This window comes from Klebsiella sp. JN_Kp122, from assembly GCF_040062085.1.
In the GTDB taxonomy this organism is placed as follows: Bacteria; Pseudomonadota; Gammaproteobacteria; order Enterobacterales; family Enterobacteriaceae; genus Klebsiella; species Klebsiella aerogenes.
Genome location: NZ_JBEAHW010000016.1, coordinates 18,406 through 37,181, shown reverse-complemented (window position 1 = coordinate 37,181; position 18,776 = coordinate 18,406). Strand labels below are relative to the sequence as shown.

Annotated in this window: 17 protein-coding genes; 5 read left to right on the top strand and 12 right to left on the bottom strand. The window is 55.7% G+C overall.

The window, feature by feature from the left end:
* Positions 1-48: 48 nt before the first annotated feature.
* The 6 genes from fabG to yceD all read right to left on the bottom strand — a co-directional run bounded on the left by fabG (position 49) and on the right by yceD (position 4,706).
* Positions 49-783 carry a 3-oxoacyl-ACP reductase FabG gene (fabG, locus tag ABLU78_RS04970; RefSeq protein ID WP_015367190.1) on the bottom strand — a complete coding sequence of 245 codons (735 nt, stop codon included), beginning with the start codon at positions 781-783 and terminating at the stop codon, positions 49-51.
* 12 nt (positions 784-795) lie between these two features.
* Positions 796-1,725 carry an ACP S-malonyltransferase gene (fabD, locus tag ABLU78_RS04965; RefSeq protein WP_020079146.1) on the bottom strand — a complete coding sequence of 310 codons (930 nt, stop codon included), beginning with the start codon at positions 1,723-1,725 and terminating at the stop codon, positions 796-798.
* Positions 1,726-1,740: 15 nt separating this feature from the next.
* Positions 1,741-2,694, bottom strand: coding sequence for a beta-ketoacyl-ACP synthase III (locus ABLU78_RS04960; RefSeq protein ID WP_015367192.1), 954 nt, complete (start codon positions 2,692-2,694; stop codon positions 1,741-1,743).
* 53 nt (positions 2,695-2,747) lie between these two features.
* On the bottom strand, positions 2,748-3,848 hold the full coding sequence (gene plsX, locus ABLU78_RS04955; protein WP_086557245.1) for a phosphate acyltransferase PlsX: 1,101 nt from the start codon (positions 3,846-3,848) through the stop codon (positions 2,748-2,750).
* Positions 3,849-3,994: 146 nt separating this feature from the next.
* On the bottom strand, positions 3,995-4,168 hold the full coding sequence (gene rpmF / locus ABLU78_RS04950; protein WP_000290724.1) for a 50S ribosomal protein L32: 174 nt from the start codon (positions 4,166-4,168) through the stop codon (positions 3,995-3,997).
* Positions 4,169-4,184: 16 nt separating this feature from the next.
* Positions 4,185-4,706 (bottom strand): 23S rRNA accumulation protein YceD, encoded by a 522-nt coding sequence (gene yceD / locus ABLU78_RS04945; RefSeq protein WP_015705036.1) that lies wholly within the window; start codon positions 4,704-4,706, stop codon positions 4,185-4,187.
* 141 nt (positions 4,707-4,847) lie between these two features.
* On the opposite strand from yceD, the gene ABLU78_RS04940 reads away from it, so the two are divergent.
* A complete protein-coding gene (locus ABLU78_RS04940) occupies positions 4,848-5,432 on the top strand; it encodes a nucleoside triphosphate pyrophosphatase (RefSeq protein ID WP_048228648.1) in 585 nt (194 codons plus the stop codon).
* A gap of 40 nt (positions 5,433-5,472) precedes the next feature.
* On the opposite strand, the gene rluC is transcribed toward ABLU78_RS04940, so the two are convergent.
* The gene (rluC, locus tag ABLU78_RS04935) at positions 5,473-6,426 is read right to left on the bottom strand and encodes a 23S rRNA pseudouridine(955/2504/2580) synthase RluC (protein WP_072205245.1); all 954 of its coding nucleotides are present in this window, start codon (positions 6,424-6,426) and stop codon (positions 5,473-5,475) included.
* Between the two features lie 825 nt (positions 6,427-7,251).
* On the opposite strand from rluC, the gene rne reads away from it, so the two are divergent.
* The gene (rne, locus tag ABLU78_RS04930; protein ID WP_020079149.1) at positions 7,252-10,476 is read left to right on the top strand and encodes a ribonuclease E; all 3,225 of its coding nucleotides are present in this window, start codon (positions 7,252-7,254) and stop codon (positions 10,474-10,476) included.
* Between the two features lie 39 nt (positions 10,477-10,515).
* On the opposite strand, the gene ABLU78_RS04925 is transcribed toward rne, so the two are convergent.
* Entirely contained in the window at positions 10,516-11,454 is a 939-nt protein-coding gene (locus ABLU78_RS04925; protein ID WP_020079150.1) for a LysR family transcriptional regulator, read from the bottom strand.
* A gap of 109 nt (positions 11,455-11,563) precedes the next feature.
* Between ABLU78_RS04925 and ABLU78_RS04920 the strand changes: the two genes are divergently transcribed.
* A complete protein-coding gene (locus tag ABLU78_RS04920; RefSeq protein ID WP_348820199.1) occupies positions 11,564-12,778 on the top strand; it encodes an MFS transporter in 1,215 nt (404 codons plus the stop codon).
* Between the two features lie 55 nt (positions 12,779-12,833).
* Here the strand turns inward: ABLU78_RS04920 and murJ are convergent, their stop codons facing one another.
* The 4 genes from murJ to rimJ form a co-directional block, all read right to left on the bottom strand.
* Positions 12,834-14,369: a murein biosynthesis integral membrane protein MurJ gene (gene murJ / locus ABLU78_RS04915; RefSeq protein WP_015367200.1), complete on the bottom strand. Its 1,536-nt coding sequence runs from the start codon at positions 14,367-14,369 to the stop codon at positions 12,834-12,836.
* A gap of 113 nt (positions 14,370-14,482) precedes the next feature.
* Positions 14,483-15,406 carry a Gfo/Idh/MocA family oxidoreductase gene (locus tag ABLU78_RS04910; protein ID WP_015367201.1) on the bottom strand — a complete coding sequence of 308 codons (924 nt, stop codon included), beginning with the start codon at positions 15,404-15,406 and terminating at the stop codon, positions 14,483-14,485.
* Positions 15,407-15,408: 2 nt separating this feature from the next.
* Entirely contained in the window at positions 15,409-16,056 is a 648-nt protein-coding gene (locus tag ABLU78_RS04905) for a YceH family protein (RefSeq protein ID WP_015367202.1), read from the bottom strand.
* A 9-nt stretch (positions 16,057-16,065) separates the two neighbouring features.
* The gene (rimJ, locus tag ABLU78_RS04900; RefSeq protein WP_015367203.1) at positions 16,066-16,650 is read right to left on the bottom strand and encodes a ribosomal protein S5-alanine N-acetyltransferase; all 585 of its coding nucleotides are present in this window, start codon (positions 16,648-16,650) and stop codon (positions 16,066-16,068) included.
* Positions 16,651-16,877: 227 nt separating this feature from the next.
* Here rimJ and mdtH point away from each other — a divergent pair, with 227 nt between their 5' ends.
* Together mdtH and ABLU78_RS04890 are read left to right on the top strand one after the other, a co-directional pair.
* Positions 16,878-18,086 (top strand): multidrug efflux MFS transporter MdtH, encoded by a 1,209-nt coding sequence (mdtH, locus tag ABLU78_RS04895; RefSeq protein ID WP_015367204.1) that lies wholly within the window; start codon positions 16,878-16,880, stop codon positions 18,084-18,086.
* A 114-nt stretch (positions 18,087-18,200) separates the two neighbouring features.
* Entirely contained in the window at positions 18,201-18,761 is a 561-nt protein-coding gene (locus tag ABLU78_RS04890) for a lipoprotein (RefSeq protein WP_015705031.1), read from the top strand.
* The last annotated feature ends 15 nt before the right edge of the window (positions 18,762-18,776 follow it).

The following is an 18,776-nucleotide window of genomic DNA, read 5'->3' as shown; positions in this document are numbered from 1 at the left end:
GCAAGCGTGCAGACTGCGCGCTTCCTGAACATTTTGCGCAAATCTCGGTCAGACCATATACATCCCGCCATTGACGTGCAGGGTTTCACCAGTGATGTAACCCGCTTCGTCAGAGGCTAAGAATGCAACCGCGCTGGCGATTTCATTTGGGGAGCCAAGGCGCCCCGCAGGAACTGCAGCCAGCGTACCCGCACGCTGCTCATCGGTCAGCGCACGCGTCATGTCCGTTTCAATAAAGCCCGGAGCAACAACGTTTACAGTAATACCGCGAGACGCAACTTCACGTGCCAGTGACTTACTGAAACCAATCAGACCCGCTTTCGCCGCAGCGTAGTTAGCCTGACCAGCATTTCCCATGGTACCAACCACAGAACCGATAGTGATAATACGCCCATGACGCTTTTTCATCATAGCGCGCATTACCGCTTTTGACAGACGGAATACAGATGACAGGTTGGTTTCGATAATATCGTTCCACTCATCATCTTTCATTCGCATTAACAGGTTATCACGAGTAATTCCGGCATTATTGACCAGGATATCAACTTCGCCAAACTCTGCGCGAACATTTTCCAGAACAGATTCAATAGATGCCGGGTCGGTCACATTCAACATCAGACCTTTACCGTTGGCACCTAAATAGTCGCTGATTGCCTGCGCACCGCTTTCGCTGGTGGCAGTACCGATAACTTTCGCACCGCGCGCGGCGAGGGTTTCAGCGATTGCGCGGCCGATACCGCGGCTCGCACCGGTAACCAGCGCGATTTTTCCTTCAAAACTCATGGTATTCCTCTTTTATTGCTCAAGCGCCGCAGACATCGCAGCCGGCTCGTTGAGCGCAGAAGCAGTCAGGGTGTCAACAATACGTTTGGTCAGGCCGGTGAGGACTTTACCCGGGCCCATTTCATACAGGTGCTCGACGCCCTGAGATGCCATAAACTCAACGGTCTTAGTCCACTGAACCGGGCTGTACAGTTGGCGAATCAGCGCGTCGCGGATAGCATCAGGCGCGGTTTCACACTTCACGTCGACGTTGTTCACAACCGGAACGGTCGGCGCATTAAAAGTGATTTTCTGCAGCTCTACCGCCAGTTTTTCAGCGGCAGGTTTCATCAGCGCGCAGTGAGACGGTACGCTGACCGGCAACGGCAGCGCACGTTTGGCGCCTGCGGCTTTACATGCAGCGCCTGCACGCTCAACGGCTTCTTTGTGCCCGGCGATAACCACCTGACCCGGTGAATTGTAGTTCACTGGCGAAACCACCTGCCCTTGTGCAGATTCTTCACAGGCTTTAGCGATGGACGCGTCGTCGAGGCCAATAATTGCAGACATCGCGCCGGTACCTTCTGGTACCGCTTCCTGCATGAATTTGCCACGCAGTTCAACCAGACGAACGGCATCAGCGAAATTAATCACGCCCGCGCAGACCAGCGCAGAGTATTCGCCAAGGCTATGACCGGCTAACAGCGCCGGCGCTTTACCGCCCTGCTGCTGCCATACGCGATATAACGCGACGGAAGCGGTCAGCAGCGCCGGCTGCGTTTGCCAGGTTTTGTTCAATTCTTCTGCCGGGCCCTGTTGGGCAAGCGCCCACAGATCGTAACCCAACGCTGCGGAAGCTTCGCCGAAAGTCTCTTCAATAACTGGCCAGGTCGCGGCCATATCTGCCAGCATACCGACAGCCTGAGAGCCCTGTCCCGGGAACACAAAAGCAAATTGCGTCATGTTTAAATCCTTATACTAAAAACGAACCAGCGCGGAACCCCAGGTGAAACCACCACCGAAGGCTTCCAGCAGAATCAACTGGCCGCGTTGAATACGGCCATCGCGAACGGCTTCATCGAGCGCGCAAGGGACCGAGGCGGCAGAAGTGTTACCGTGACGATCGAGCGTGACCACCACATTATCCATCGACATTCCCAGCTTTTTCGCCGTCGCGCTGATGATCCGCAGGTTAGCCTGGTGCGGCACCAGCCAATCCAGCGCCGAGCGCTCAAGATTATTGGCCGCCAGCGTCTCGTCAACGATATGCGCCAGTTCGGTGACCGCAACTTTAAACACTTCGTTGCCGGCCATCGTCAGATAAATCGGATTTTCCGGCTCTACGCGATCGGCGTTCGGCAGCGTTAACAGCTCACCGTAGCGGCCATCGGCATGCAGATGCGTGGAAATAATGCCTGGCTCTTCAGAAGCGCCAAGCACCACTGCGCCCGCGCCGTCGCCGAAGATAATGATCGTGCCGCGATCGGTTGGATCGCAGGTGCGCGCCAGCACGTCGGCGCCAATCACCAGCGCGTAATCTACGGCGCCGTTTTTCACATACTGGTCGGCGATGCTCAACGCGTAGGTGAAGCCCGCGCAGGCAGCTGCGACGTCAAACGCCGGACAGCCTTTGACACCCAGCATAGATTGAATCTGGCACGCAGAGCTCGGGAAGGCATGAGTACCCGAGGTGGTCGCAACAACGATCAGACCAATTTGTTCCGGGTTGACATTCGCCATTTCCAGCGCTTTCTTTGCGGCTTCGAAGCCCATCGTAGCAACTGTCTCGTTCGCTGCGGCAATACGGCGTTCACGAATACCTGTACGTGTGACAATCCACTCGTCAGTCGTTTCAACCATTTTTTCCAGGTCGGCGTTAGTACGCACTTGCTCAGGCAGGTAGCTGCCGGTGCCAATAATCTTTGTATACATGTACGCTCAGTCACTCTTGGGTAATATACCCGCGTTGTTCAAACCGCAGGGCGTCAGTCGTATCCGTTGGTCCCGGTGTGCTGTCGGGCATTCCCGTTACCGCTGCTGCTCCCTGGCAGTTCAAAGCCTGCTGGGTATAACGATTCCAGGCGAGCGGCGATCCGCTGTGGAACCTGCCGCTGCACCGCCTGCACTGCCTGCTCTATTGCGACGCAAAATGCGCGCTGGTTGGCAGCGCCATGACTTTTGATCACAGAACCGCGCAATCCTAACAGACAGGCGCCATTATACTGGTCGGGGTTGAGGTGACTGAATCGCCTGCTCAGGCTTTTTTGTAACCAACGCTTTAATAAAATCAGCCACCACGACCGTTTTTTTCCCTCTCCCTGTGATTTCAGCAGCGAAAGGAACATCCTGACAACACCTTCCATCGTCTTTAATGTGACGTTGCCTGTGAATCCGTCACAAACCAGAACATCCGTTTTCCCCGTCAACAGTTCGTTAGCTTCAAGGTAACCAATATAGTTGAAGGACGGCAGTTTTTTGAGCATTGCCGACGCATCGCGAATGCTGGTGAGACCTTTCATCTCTTCTTCACCGATATTCAACAACGCAATGCGTGGGTTTTTAATCCCCACCACTTCTTCAGCTAACACTGCGCCCATTACGGCGAACTGCACCAGCATTGTACTGTCGCAATCGACGTTAGCGCCTAAATCCAGCACTACCGTTTTGCCCTTTTGCTGATGCGGCAGAACCGTCACCAGCGCCGGGCGCTCAATCCCCTCAATGGGCTTAAGCAATAATTTCGCCAGCCCCATCAGCGCGCCGGTATTTCCCGCGCTAACGCAGGCTTCGGCTCGCCCTTCTTTCACCAGCTCCAGCGCCAGGCGCATCGAGCTTCCGCGGCTACTGCGGATAGCCTGCGCGGGTCGCGCATCACTGGCAATAACTGACTGTGCAGGGATAATCTGCAGTCGCGAACGTTGTTCGAAATCAGCTTTGGCAAGTAATGGCGTGATGGCGTCGGGGTCGCCGACTAAAAGAAGTGTGAGTTGCGAATTAGAGTTCAGTGCCTGCAGTGCTGCAGGCACTGTCACGGATGGGCCAAAATCGCCCCCCATGACATCTAACGCCAGGGTTAGACGTGTCAAGGTATCGTCGCTGCCCGGTTCGGTTATTCCCCAGTTACCTGGGGAGATCCTCACTAAGCTTCACCACGCTTTTACTCTTGTCTTTCACGTTACAAGGACGTTGACTACGTTTTCTTGCAACGTGAAATCCACGGAGTAAGGCGTGATTACTTAGCGATTACCTTGCGACCGCGGTAGAAACCGTCGGCAGTGATGTGGTGACGCAGGTGTTTCTCACCAGAAGTTTTGTCTACAGACAGGCTGGTGACTGCGGTCAGAGCGTCATGGGAACGACGCATGCCACGTTTGGAACGGGTTGGTTTATTCTGTTGTACGGCCATGGACCTTACTCCTCAATTACTTATGCTTTAAGCTGGCTAATACGGCAAATGGGTTTGGTTTTTGTGCCTCTTCAGGCAGTTCGCCAAAGACCATGTCCGCGTCGGACACTTCACAGTGTTCAGAATCATGCACCGGAACTACCGGCAAGGAAAGAATGATTTCATCCTCAACCATCGCCTGCAGATCGATTTCACCGAATTCGTTAACCTCAATCGGCTCATACGCTTCCGGTAGTGCTTCTGCCTGTTCGTCATTTCTGACAGGGCTGAAACAATACGTTGTGTGAACATGATGAGGGAACGGTTTCCCGCAACGCTGACATTCGAGGGTTACCGACACCTTCGCATCACCGGTAATAACGGCGAGACGCTGGTTATCGATAGCGAACGACATACTGCATTCCACATCACTGTCCACGCTGACGACTGAATCGGCGACACGGCCAACCTGATCACGGGCGTAGATACCCTCGTAATCAAGGCGTTTTTGAGCCGTGCGAACCGGATCGAGAGTCAGGGGTAATTTTACCTTTTGCATAGGGCGCGCATATTAACTTTGTAATGTCATAGAGTCAAAGAAAAAGGCAGCCTCAGGTTGCCTTTTGCCATTTATTCGCACACATTGCGGCGCATAGTTTAAAATGATGCTCTGCGAAGCGCTATATGTGGATGAAAAAATATGTCTAATCTTCTCCTGGCCTCAACCTCGCCGTGGCGGCGGATGCTGCTGGAAAAACTCACGCTGCCGTTCGAATGCGCGGCGCCGGAGGTTGACGAAACGCCTCAGCCCGGCGAATCCGCCCGCCAGTTGGTTGTGCGTCTGGCGCAAGCCAAAGCCCAGGCGCTGGCATCCCGCTTCCCTCAGCACCTTATTATAGGTTCCGATCAGGTTTGCGTCTTAGACGGCGAAATCACCGGTAAACCGCACACTGAAGAAAACGCTCACCGTCAGCTACGCAAAGCCAGCGGCACGATTGTCACTTTTTATACCGGGCTTGCGCTCTACAATTCCGCCAACGGACACCTGCAAACGGAATGCGAACCCTTCGATGTCCATTTTCGTCATTTAAACGATCAGGAGATCGAGGCCTATATCCGTAAAGAGAACCCTCTGCAGTGTGCCGGCAGTTTTAAAAGCGAAGGCTTAGGCATCACGCTATTTGAGCGACTGGAAGGACGCGATCCTAATTCGCTGGTTGGATTACCGCTGATAGCGCTATGCCAGATGTTGCGCCGGGAAGGCTTTAACCCGCTGCTTAGCTAGCCATAAAAGAAAGCGGCGGAGTATGAATCCGCCGCTGTGCTTATTTGCTATTGCGCAAAACCTGCAAGCAGTGTTTCAGTTGGTTATCCAACGGCGCTTCAATACGCATCACTTCACCGGTGCCTGGATGAGTGAACTTCAGCGCTGCCGCATGCAAAAACAGACGGTTTAAACCTGTCCCTGAAAGCTGCTTGTCAAACTCGCGATCGCCATAACGATCGTCAAAAGCAATAGGATGTCCCGCATACTGCGTGTGAACGCGAATCTGATGCGTACGCCCGGTAACCGGGCTACAGCGTACCAACGTGGCAAACGCGTAACGCTCTTCCACTTTAAAGCGCGTTTCGGAAGGCTTACCTTCCTGGCTCACGCGCACGATGCGCTCGCCGCTCTGCAGAATATTTTTCAGCAGCGGCGCTTGTACCACCTTCGTGTGCGACTGCCACTGACCGCGGACCAGCGCCAGATAATCCTTCTGCATCCCTTTCTCACGCAGTTGCTCATGAAGCGAGCGAAGCGCCGAACGTTTTTTCGCTACCAGCAGAACGCCTGAGGTATCACGATCGAGACGGTGGACCAGTTCCAGGAAACGGGCCTCAGGGCGTAGCGCCCGCAGCCCTTCAATCACGCCGAAGCTCAGACCGCTACCACCGTGCACCGCGGTACCGGAAGGTTTATTCAGCACCAGGATATGATCGTCTTCATAGAGGATAACATCCGACAGCGCCGCCACTTTTTGCAGATGCGGCGAAACGGCCTCTTCTTCGCGCTCGGCGACCCTCACCGGCGGGATACGCACTTCATCGCCATCTTCCAGTTTATATTCCGGCTTGACGCGTTTTTTGTTCACCCGCACCTCGCCTTTACGCAGGATGCGATAAATCATGCTCTTCGGTACGCCTTTAAGTTGCGTACGCAAAAAGTTGTCGATACGTTGCCCCGCTTCATCGGCGGAAATGGCAACCATTTTTACGGTTGGAGTCTCAGTTTTCATGGTCGGCGATTCTAAATAGCCGAGGGCATTAGCGCCACTCATTTTTATATGCTTATATTTATCAGTATCCGGTTTTCATCGCATGCTTCATCGGCGTTTTGTTTGTTATTAGAACAATCTGTAGACGCTGGTGAAAAAACTGTGAGTAACCCGGTGATAAAAGGTAAAAGTGAACTTGCTATAACAAGGTTAGCAATGGAATAATGAAGCCGTTTTCCGTGTTGACACTTGTTAGAACAAGAAATTAGCGGAATGACCAATTTTGTCTGACCGATCATCCACGCAGCAATGGCGTAAGACGTATTGATCTTTCAGACAGTTAGCGGGCTGCGGGTTGCAGTCCTTACCGGCACAGGCTCTATAAGATTTTTGCGTGGCAGGACGGCGTCGACTCCGGAACCACCGGGAGTTCATCTGAATCCTCCGATTGAGGTGAACAGGTTAAGCCATTACTCCTGCGACGTGAGAGACGATGAGAATATACGCAACATCGTTTGAGGTGCGTCAAGGCTGCAAAAGAGAGAATCTTCAGTCGGTTGTACAAGCAATCGATTGAGGTGAACAAGCGCGGCCAACGCGAAATCACTTAAAGGATGAAGTGTATAAATGGAATATTCTCTGGTGATACATCCCAGGCTGTTCCCCTGAATAATTGCGCTGTGTTTCCGTTTGAAACACAGGCGACCGACACTCTGCGCCTCTTAAGCGCGCGACAACCGTGAGGTTGGCGACGTGAACCAGACTCGAGGCCATCGGTTTTCACCCGGTAAGGCGTTACTCTGCCCGTAGCTTAGTCGTCAATGTAAGAATAATGAGTAAGTTACGATGAAAAGAATGTTAATCAACGCAACTCAGCAGGAAGAGTTGCGCGTCGCTCTTGTTGATGGGCAGCGCCTGTACGACCTGGATATCGAAAGCCCCGGGCACGAGCAGAAAAAAGCGAACATCTACAAAGGCAAAATCACGCGTATTGAACCTAGCCTTGAAGCCGCGTTTGTCGATTACGGCGCTGAGCGTCATGGTTTCCTCCCCCTCAAAGAAATTGCCCGCGAATACTTCCCAGCCAATTACAGCGCTCATGGCCGCCCTAACATTAAGGACGTTCTGCGCGAAGGTCAGGAAGTCATTGTTCAGATTGATAAAGAAGAGCGCGGTAATAAAGGCGCCGCGCTGACCACCTTTATCAGCCTGGCAGGCAGCTACCTGGTACTGATGCCGAACAACCCTCGCGCCGGCGGCATTTCGCGCCGTATCGAAGGTGACGATCGTACCGAGCTGAAAGAAGCGCTGGCGAGCCTTCAGCTGCCGGACGGCATGGGTCTTATCGTGCGTACCGCGGGCGTTGGCAAATCCGCTGAAGCGCTGCAGTGGGATCTGAGCTTCCGCCTGAAGCACTGGGAAGCGATTCAGAAAGCCGCTGAGAGCCGCCCTGCTCCGTTCCTGATCCACCAGGAAAGTAACGTTATCGTGCGTGCCTTCCGCGACTATCTGCGCCAGGACATCGGCGAAATCCTGATCGATAATCCGAAAGTGCTTGAGCTGGCGCGCCAGCATATCGCCGCCCTCGGTCGTCCGGATTTCAGCAGCAAAATCAAACTGTACACCGGTGAAATCCCGCTGTTCAGCCATTACCAAATTGAATCCCAGATTGAATCCGCGTTCCAGCGTGAAGTGCGTCTGCCGTCCGGTGGTTCTATCGTTATCGATAGCACCGAAGCGCTGACCGCTATCGACATCAACTCCGCTCGCGCGACCCGCGGCGGCGATATCGAAGAAACGGCGTTCAACACTAACCTCGAAGCGGCTGACGAAATCGCACGCCAGTTGCGTCTGCGCGACCTTGGCGGCCTGATCGTTATCGACTTCATCGATATGACCCCGGTTCGCCACCAGCGTGCGGTTGAAAACCGCCTGCGTGAAGCCGTCCGCCAGGACCGCGCGCGTATCCAGATCAGCCATATCTCGCGCTTCGGCCTGCTGGAGATGTCCCGCCAGCGTCTGAGCCCGTCGCTGGGCGAATCCAGCCACCACGTGTGCCCACGCTGTAGCGGCACCGGTACCGTGCGTGACAACGAATCGCTGTCGCTCTCTATCCTGCGCCTGATTGAAGAAGAAGCGCTGAAAGAGAACACCAAAGAAGTCCACGCGATCGTTCCGGTACCTATCGCTTCTTACCTGCTTAACGAAAAACGTGCCGCAGTCAGCGCGATTGAAACCCGCCAGAGCGACATTCGCGTCATCATCGTCCCTAACGATGAGATGCAAACCCCGCACTACTCCGTACTGCGCGTGCGTAAAGGCGAAGAAACCTCCACGCTGAGCTATTTGCTGCCGAAACTGCACGAAGAAGAGATGGCGATGCCGTCTGACGAAGAACCGGCTGAACGCAAACGCCGCGAAGAGCCAGCGCTGGCTGCTTTCGTGATGCCGGATGCGCCGCCTGCGCCGGTACAGGAAGAAACCGCAGCCGCGCCGACCGCAGCGAAAGCCGCCGCTGCTCCGGCAGCGAAGGTAGCAACGCCTGCCCAGCCTGGTCTGCTGTCCCGCTTCTTCGGCGCGTTGAAAAACATCTTCTCCGGCGCAGAAGAAGCTAAACCGGCTGAAGTCAAAGCCGAGCAAAAAACTGAAGAGAAACCTGAGCGTCAGCAAGAGCGCCGTAAACCGCGTTCTAATAATCGCCGCGACCGTAACGACCGTCGTGATAACCGCGATAATCGTGACAACCGTGATAATCGTGATAATCGCGGAGAAAACACAGAAGGTCGCGAACCTCGTGAATCACGCGAGGAGAACCGCCGTAATCGTCGTGACAAACAATCACAGAACGCTGAACTGCGCGAATCTCGCCAAAACGCGGGCGATGAGTCTGATAAAGGCAAATCACGCGATGAGCAACAGCAACCGCGCCGTGAACGCAACCGCCGTCGTAATGATGACAAGCGTCAGGCACAGCAGGAAGCGAAAACTCAGACCCGCGAAGAACCGGTAGTACAGCAGGAAACCGAGCAGGAAGAGCGCGTTCAGAGCATGCCGCGTCGTAAGCCGCGTCAGCTGGCGCAGAAAGTCCGCTTTGAATCCGCAGAAACCGAGCAGGTTGTCGAAGCCGTTGCTGAGCAGCAGGCGGAATCCACTACGCCGCGTACGGAACTGGCAAAAGTCGATCTGCCGGCCGTCGTTGAAACTGCCGCTGAGCAGGATGAAAACGGCGACGCTCGTGAATCTAACGGTATGCCGCGTCGCTCTCGTCGTTCTCCGCGCCACCTGCGCGTAAGCGGCCAACGTCGCCGTCGTTACCGCGATGAGCGTTATCCGACCCAGTCGCCGATGCCGCTGGCCATCGCCTGCGCGTCGCCTGAGCTGGCGTCAGGTAAAGCGTGGATCCGCTATCCGATTGCCCGTACGCATGATCAGCAGCAGGAAGAGTTACCGGTACAGGAAACCGCCAACGTTGAGCCTATCATTACACCAGTCGTCGCGGAGACTATCGCTCCGGTTGTCGTTGCGGAAACCGTCGCAGCTGAAACTGTCGCACCGGCAGTGGCCAGCGAACCGACCGCAGAAGCAACCGTCGTTGAAGCCCCGGTCGTCGAAGAAACGGCGGTGGTTGAAGAGACCGCAGTTGTTGCAGAAAACGTTGTGCCGCAGGCAGAAGTCAGTGAGCCAGCAGAGCCGGTAGTCGAAGAAACTGAGACCGCACCTGCTCCAGCTACTGAAGAAACCGTCACTGCGCAGCCAACGATTGCCGAAGAAGAAACCGCTGTTGTCGAAGAAACGACCGTTGCCGCCGTTGAAGAAGCCGCACCGGTTGTTGAACCGACGCCGGTCGTCAGCGCCGCGCCAGTGGTGAAAGCACAACCGGTAACCGCCGCGACTCGCCACGCGACCGCGCCAATGACCCGCGCGCCGGCTCCGGAATACGTGCCGGAAGCGCCGCGCCAAAGCGATTGGGTTCGCCCACCGTTTGCCTTTGAGGGTAAAGGGTCCGCAGGCGGCCATAGCGCCACTCACCAGGCCGCGGCGGAAGCAACCCGTCCGCAACCTGTAGAGTAACGGTGCACGACTAAAAAACCGGCCAACTGGCCGGTTTTTTTATTTCTTCTCGTCCGGGCGCTGCATCCCCGCCACCTGTGGCATCACTTCGCGCATCAAATCGAGAAACTTGCGTAGCCGCGTCGGATAATAGCGCGCCCAGGGATAAACCAGATGCACCGGTAGCGGCGAAGCCCGCCACTGCGCAAACGGCTCAATCAACCTGCCTGCCGCAATATCCTCCTCCACCGCCCAACTGGAAACAATTGCCGCCCCCAACCCCGCCAGGGCGGTGTTACGCGCAACGTAGACGCTATCGGTACTCAGACAAGGGACAATCGGGAAACTCATCAACTGCCCGTCCACCTGATGCTGTAGCGTGACTTCATGCTGATAAAAGGTGCTGATAGCGACCCAGGGCAGCGCGGAGAGCGCCTGCGGTTCGCTGAGTTCCGGATGACGCGCCAATAGCTCAGGCGCAACCACCAGGCTGCGGGGAACCACAGCCAACAGTACCGATACCGTTGATGGATCGACTTCCGCGCCAACGCGGATCGCGCAATCAATATTATCGCTAAGAAAGTCGACGGTTTTATCATTCAGCATCCACTCAACGGAGAGCTCAGGATATCGCTGCAGAAAACTCACCAGCGGACCCAGCAACTGCTGTTGGCCAAAAGCGTGCGGCGCCCGCACCCGCAGCACGCCAACCGGCCGGTCCTCCTCGATGCGCAAATCATCTTCCAGCGCCAGCCAGCTGTCCACCAGTCGCCGCGCATGTTGATAACAGCGCTCGCCGTCATCGGTTAGTTTCATCGCATGGGTCGTGCGCAGAATAAGCCTTGCGCCGAGTAACGTCTCCAGCGACTGCAAACGTCGGCTGACCGTCGCCTGAGTCGTACTCATCTGCAGAGCCGCCGCCGAGAGCGAACCCGCTTCGACGATGCGAATAAAGGTTCGCATCAGCTCAATCCGATCTATACGCTCTTGTTTCTTCATTTATATTTTGCCTATACGTGCTACGTATAACCGTTTTACCACTACCCTATCTTCCGCGCCAGTCTGCTTCAGGGAACAATAGCGCCAACGCATTTACGAGGGCACTACCATGACACCGCTTCCTTTATCCCCCCGCCAGGCCGGCTGGGTTATTTTTATTCTCGCGCTCGGCGCTGGCTTCAGCGTCGCATCCATCTACTACGCCCAGCCGCTGCTGCCGTTAATCGGCGCCAACCTGCATCTCAGCGTTGAGGGAATGGGGCTGGTGCCCACGTTGACACAGGCTGGCTATGCATTGGGAATATTATTTCTGCTGCCGCTCGGCGATCGCCACGATCGCCGAACGCTTATCCTGCTGAAAAGCGCCGTGCTGGCGGTACTGTTGCTACTCTGCAGCCTGACCGGTCAGCTTACCTCGCTACTGGTCGTCAGCCTGCTGATTGGCATGGCGGCGACCATGGCGCAGGATATTGTCCCGGCGGCGGCTATTCTGGCGCCGGCGGGCAAACAGGGGAAGATGGTCGGTACGGTGATGACCGGCCTGCTACTGGGGATCCTGCTTTCACGTACCGTCAGCGGGCTGGTCGGCGCGCTATTTGGCTGGCGGGTCATGTACCAGGCAGCGGCAGTCAGTATCGCCTTCATCGGCCTGTTAATGTGGCGTGTTGTGCCGCGTTTTGAGATCCACTCTACCCTCAGTTATCCGCAGTTGCTGAAGTCAATGGCCCATTTGTGGCAGCGCTATCCCGCGCTGCGCCGCGCGGCATTCGCCCAGGGCTTTTTATCTATCGCCTTTAGCGCGTTCTGGTCGACGCTGGCGGTCATGCTCGCCGAACATTACCAGATGGGTAGCGCGGTCGCCGGCGGCTTCGGTATCGCTGGCGCAGCAGGCGCCCTGGCGGCACCGCTGGCAGGCGGTTTGGCGGATAAAGTTGGCGCAGGGAGAGTCACCCAGCTCGGCACGGCGTTAGTCACCGTCTCCTTTGCCCTGATGTTGCTACTGCCCGCGCTGCCGGTACACGGCCAACTGGCGCTGATTGCGTTATCGGCTATCGGTTTTGACCTTGGTCTGCAGTCGAGCCTGGTGGCGCATCAAAACCTGGTTTACAGCCTGGAGCCCCAGGCCCGCGGCAGGCTTAACGCCTTGCTATTTACCGTGGTCTTCATCGGAATGGCTCTGGGATCGGTGCTGGGAAGTAAACTGTACGTGCTGGCTGGCTGGAACGGTGTGGTGATTCTGGCGGTGAGTAGCGGCGCGATTGCTCTGATTATCCGCCTGCTGGAAAATGCCCGTCTACAGGCCGCAGAACGCGCCGTGAGATAAAAAAACCCGCTCCGCATGGCGGAACGGGTTAATCAGGCCCGACGTTACGGTGAATTTAAATCGTGCGGCGGGCAAACTCTTTCAGGCGAAAGCCGAGCAGCAGCAATGTCGCGAAATAGGCGACTACGCCAGCCACCACCACCACCATCAGACGCATCAGGCGGAACGGCATCGTCCCCTGCGACCATTCCGGCATCAGATACATCACGCCGACGAGCGCTGCGGCCATGACCAGCACCGCGATGACCAGACGCAGCAGGAAGACGAACCAGCCCGGCTGCGGCGTGAAGATTTTCTGCTTACGCAGTTGCCAGTAAAGCAGCGCGGCGTTCAGACAGGCAGCCAGACCAATAGACAGCGACAAGCCGGCATGCTTCAACGGGCCAATAAACGCCAGGTTCATCACCTGGGTCATTATCAGAGTAACAATGGCGATTTTAACCGGCGTCTTGATATCCTGGCGCGAGTAAAAGCCCGGCGCCAGTACCTTCACGACGATAAGCCCCATCAGTCCAACCGAATAAGCCACCAGAGCGCGTTGCGTCATCGCCGCATCGAAAGCGTTAAACTTACCGTACTGGAATAGCGATACCGTCAGCGGTTTGGCGAGAATGCCTAAGGCAACCGCGCTTGGCAAGGCCAGCAGGAAGCACAGACGCAGCCCCCAATCCATCAGTCGGCAGTACTCATCGTGATTGCCGCTGGCGAAACTTTTTGATAACGATGGCAACAGGATGGTGCCCAGCGCCACGCCCAGCACGCCGGAGGGGAACTCCATCAGACGGTCGGCATAATACATCCAGGAGACCGAACCTGAAACCAGGAAGGAGGCAAAAATGGTATTGATAATCAGCGAGATCTGGCTGACAGAGACGCCGAGGATCGCCGGCCCCATCTGCTTAACCACGCGAATCGCCCCGGCATCTTTCAGGTTAACCCGCGGCAGAACCAGCATACCTATTTTTTTCAGATGCGGCAGTTGATACGCCAGTTGCAGGATACCGCCAACCGTGACCGCCCAGGCCATCGCCAGCATTGGCGGATGAAAATAAGGCGCGGCAAACAGGGCAAAACCAATCATGCTGACGTTAAGGAAGGTCGGCGCGAACGCGGGAACCGAGAAGCGGTTCCAGGTGTTAAGGATCGCCCCCACTAGCGACGCCAGCGAGATCAATAAAATGTAGGGGAAGGTGATGCGCAGCAGCTGGGTGGTTAAGGCAAATTTATCCGGCGTATCGGCAAAGCCCGGAGCGGTGACGGTAATCACCCATGGCGCCGCCAGCATCCCTGCCACCGTGACCAGCGCCAGAACCAGCGTCAACAGCCCGGAAACATAGGAGACGAACACCCGCGTCGCGTCTTCGCCCTGCTTGCTTTTATATTCAGCGAGAATCGGCACAAACGCCTGAGAAAAGGCGCCTTCGGCAAAAATACGCCGCAAGAGGTTTGGCAGTTTGAAGGCCACAAAAAAGGCGTCGGTCGCCATCCCGGCGCCAAAAATACGCGCGACGATAGCATCGCGGGCGAACCCCAGTACACGCGAGAACATGGTCATCGAGCTGACTGCCGCTAATGATTTTAATAGATTCATTACTGTCTTATTCCACAACCCATGGAGTAAAACGCCCGCAAAAGCGGGCGCTGGAAAGTGGCGATAGTCTACCGGGTTCGCAATGAATTACTACTGTCAGTTGTTACAACCAGTTATTCGCTCATCGCCTCGCGCCAGAGCTTTTCCACGATCCGCTGGGCTAAAAGCGCCTGCTCGCCGGCGGTTTCCGGAACCGTCTGATTTTGCACACATTCGATAAAGTGGCGAGCGCAGCCGTCGAATCCGCGCTGTTCAAGTGTCGTTTGCCAGCCGGGCGCCGGGCGCTGCAGGATACCGCTGCCCCTCTCTTCACGCCACTCGCGCATATCGCACACCTCATACAGTCCGCCATCGGTCACCGCCTGCACCCACTCACGCTGGCTTCCCGCGCGACGATGCATACTGGTGGTGATCTGCAGTTGCCCCGCGCTGAAGTGATGCTCGGCGTAGAGCATTTCCCCTTGAGAAGTGGTTTGCAGGACCCCGCCGTCCACCCGCGTTTTATCTCCCGCCAGCCACAGCGCGGTATCGACAACATGCAGATAATCATCCAGCAGGGTAAAGCGCAGCTCTTTGCCCACGCTATCGCTACGGTGCTTATCCATGCGCAATGACGCCGCGTCATTGAGATGCGCTTTCAATTCACGATACAACGGCGCAAAGCGGCGATTGAAGCCCACCATTAACGTTAAACGCCGACGTGCCGCCAGTTCAACCAATGATTCGGCTTCGCTGAGCTTGTCCGCCAGCGGCTTATCCACGCAAACATGAACGCCTGCATTCAGCAGATGATGAACCACTTCATAATGTGAAGCGGTTGAGGTATGGACAAATACCGCATCACATTGCGCCGCCAGCGCATCCAGAGACTCGGCATAGGGCAGACGCCAGGTTTCGCAGATGCGTAACGCTTTCTCTTTTCCTGGCGACCAGGCGGCCTGCAGCGTCCAGCCATCAGCGGCGCCCAGCACCGGCAGCCATGCCTTTTGCGCAATGCCGCCAAGTCCCACCACGCCAACACGTAATTTCGCCGTCACGGTTACTCTCCTAAATGAGCCAGTAGTGAATCAAGGCGTACTTTGAGCTCAGCGACTTCACTTTCCAGCGCCTCAACGCGCGCCTGCAAATCGTCATTCGGCGGCGACACCGCCTCGACCACGGTGATAAGCGAATCCATGTCATCACAAAACAGGTGCATATAGCGGCTTTCGCGTTTACCCGGTTCGCGCGGAAGGCGCGCGACGTAAGGACCGTCTTCACGACTGGCCAAATTGTCGAGCGTGCTTTCCACCTCGGCCATGTCGCGGAATTCATACATCCGCTGCGCGCGGCTACGCAGCTCGCCTGGCGTTTGCGCACCGCGCAGCAGCAGCGTCGTGACAATGGCGACTTCCGCCGCCGTTAATTTGAGATCGCCAAATTCCGAATTGCAGAAGCGCTGTTCATATTTGGTCACCCGGTTGCCAAAACCGCTTACCGTACGCAGGTAGTGGCGTTTGACCAGCTCATCCAGCAAATCCTGAACGTCGCTTTCCGCCAGCGACATTACCGGCTCACGGTTGGTTTTCTGGTTACAGGCGGTAACCACAGCATTCACTGATAGCGGATATTGTTCCGGCGTGGTCACCTGCTTCTCCAGCAGGCAACCAATGATGCGCGCTTCATGCGCGGTTAGCTGATATTTCATGTTTTCTCCTTAGCGCCCTGGTGTCCAGTCAGTGGCCGTTAACGCCGTCAATACGTGGTCTCGCCATTGCCCATCAATGAGGAGGTAGTCCTTTGCGTAACCCTCTTTTTCGAACCCGAGCCGGGCAAGCAGATCGCCGCTGCGTTTGTTATGCGGCATATAGTTGGCCATGATACGGTGAATATGCTGCGTACGTTGCATATAGCGAATCGCCGCGGTCAGCGCTTCAAACATCAGCCCCTGCCCTTGCCACTTTTCACCAATGGAATAGCCGAGATAACAGGCATGAAATGAACCACGCACCACATTTGAGAAATTCGCTACGCCAATAATCTCTTTCTCATCAGGATCGAGTAGCGCGAAATAAAAGGCCGAACCCTGTTTATGAAACTCCGTAATCATCGATAATCGCGCCTGCCAGCCGGAAGGATAACAGTGGCTTTCATCGCGCACCGGCTCCCAGGGTTTCAGGAACCCCTTGTTTTCCGCGTAATAATCGGCCAGACGCCAGGCGTCACGATCGTGAACCAGCCGCACCACCAGCCGGTCCGTCGTCAAACGCACCTTGGGTACGTTACTGCGATAGCCAAACATTCCTCACTCCTGTTCCCTGCCCCAAACTAATATCTTTCACTATACCTTCCCTGAGTGAAGGTGGGAAAACAGCAACATACCATTTTCTGCACCATCTCCATTTTTCGATGAATAGGCTCAATCGATCTTGCTTTTTGATAAAAAAATATTGTCGCCAGTATGCTGGGAAAATAACCGCCGCCCCCGCAGAATATCTAAGCTTATCTTTCTTTTTCCCTGGAGGGGAAATGTCCCGCGTATCGCAGGCAAGGAGCCTGGGTAAATATTTCCTGTTAGTCGATAACATGCTGGTTGTGCTCGGCTTTTTTGTCGTATTCCCACTGATATCGATCCGTTTTGTCGACCAAATGGGTTGGGCGGCGCTGATGGTCGGTATTGCCCTCGGTCTACGTCAGCTGGTGCAACAAGGATTAGGCATCTTCGGTGGGGCGATTGCCGATCGTTTCGGCGCCAAACCGATGATCGTCACCGGCATGCTGATGCGCGCCGGCGGTTTCGCGGCGATGGCCGTCGCCCATGAGCCCTGGGTGCTCTGGCTCTCATGCATTTTGTCTGGTCTCGGCGGCACCCTGTTCGACCCGCCGCGAGCGGCGCTGGTGGTCAAACTGGTGCGCCCGCATCAACGTGGTCGTTTCTTCTCTATCCTGATGATGCAAGATAGCGCCGGCGCGGTCATCGGCGCTCTGCTCGGCAGTTGGCTATTACAGTACGATTTCCGTCTGGTGTGCAGCGCAGGGGCAGCGCTCTTTATTGCCTGTGCCGCATTTAACGCCTGGTATCTGCCGGCATGGAAACTCTCGACGGTCAAAACACCGATCCGCGAAGGACTGGGGCTGGTGTTACGCGATAAGCGCTTTGTCACTTACGTGTTGACCCTGACCGGTTACTACATGCTGGCCGTGCAGGTGATGCTCATGCTGCCGATTATGGTTAACGATATTGCGGGTTCTCCGGCGGCGGTGAAATGGATGTATGCCATCGAGGCGACAATCTCCCTGACGCTGCTGTATCCCATCGCCCGCTGGAGCGAGAAACGTTTTCGCCTCGAGCATCGTCTGATGGCGGGTTTGCTGGTGATGACGGCGGCGATGCTGCCGATTGGCTTAACCAGCACGCTACAGCAGCTGTTTACCTTAATCTGTATTTTCTATATCGGCTCGATCATTGCCGAACCTGCGCGCGAAACGCTGGGCGCTTCACTGGCTGATGCCCGCGCTCGCGGCAGCTATATGGGTTTCAGCCGCCTTGGTCTGGCATTTGGCGGCGCGCTGGGGTATGCCGGCGGCGGCTGGCTGTTTGATGCAGGTAAAGTGCTTAATCAACCTGAACTACCGTGGCTGATGCTGGGCATTATCGGCTTTGCAACTTTCATTGCGCTATGGTGGCAGTTTAGCCAGAAACGGTCGGCTTCCGGCATGCTGGAACCGCGCACCTGACAATCAGCCAAAGTGGTAATCCTTTTTTTCAGCATTTTCCGCTAGTACAAGCGGGGCTAGCAGACCATGCTGCTTTGTGTCAGGATTAGCTATGGCATGACGTTAAGGAACCCAATGAAAAAGATGTTGATCGCGGCCGCGCTGATTGTCAGCGGCCTTCTGAGCGGATGTAACCAGCTTACGCAATACTCCGTTAGCGAGCAGGAGATTAACCAGGCGCTGCAGAAACGTAATCACTTCGCTAAAGATATCGGCCTGCCTGGCGTAGCGGATGCGCACATTGAGCTGCAAAACCTGACCAGCGCCATTGGTCGTGAAGAGCCGAACAAGGTGTCGTTGAGCGGAACCGCTAATCTGGATCTGAATTCGCTGTTTGGCAATCAGAAAGCGACCATCGACCTGAAGCTCAAAGCGCTGCCGGTGTTCAATAAAGAGCAAGGCGCGATTTATCTGCGTGAAATGGAAGTCGTCGATGCGAAAGTTAAGCCGGAAAAGCTCACCTCCGTGGTACAGACGCTGATCCCTTATCTGAATCAGTCGCTGCGCAGCTATTTCAATCAGCAACCAGCCTACGTTCTGCGTGAAGATGCCAGCACAGGTGAAGCCTTAGCGAAGAAATACGCTAAAGGCATTGAAGTGAAACCGGGCGAGATAATCATCCCCTTCACTGATTAAACAATAAGGGCGCTG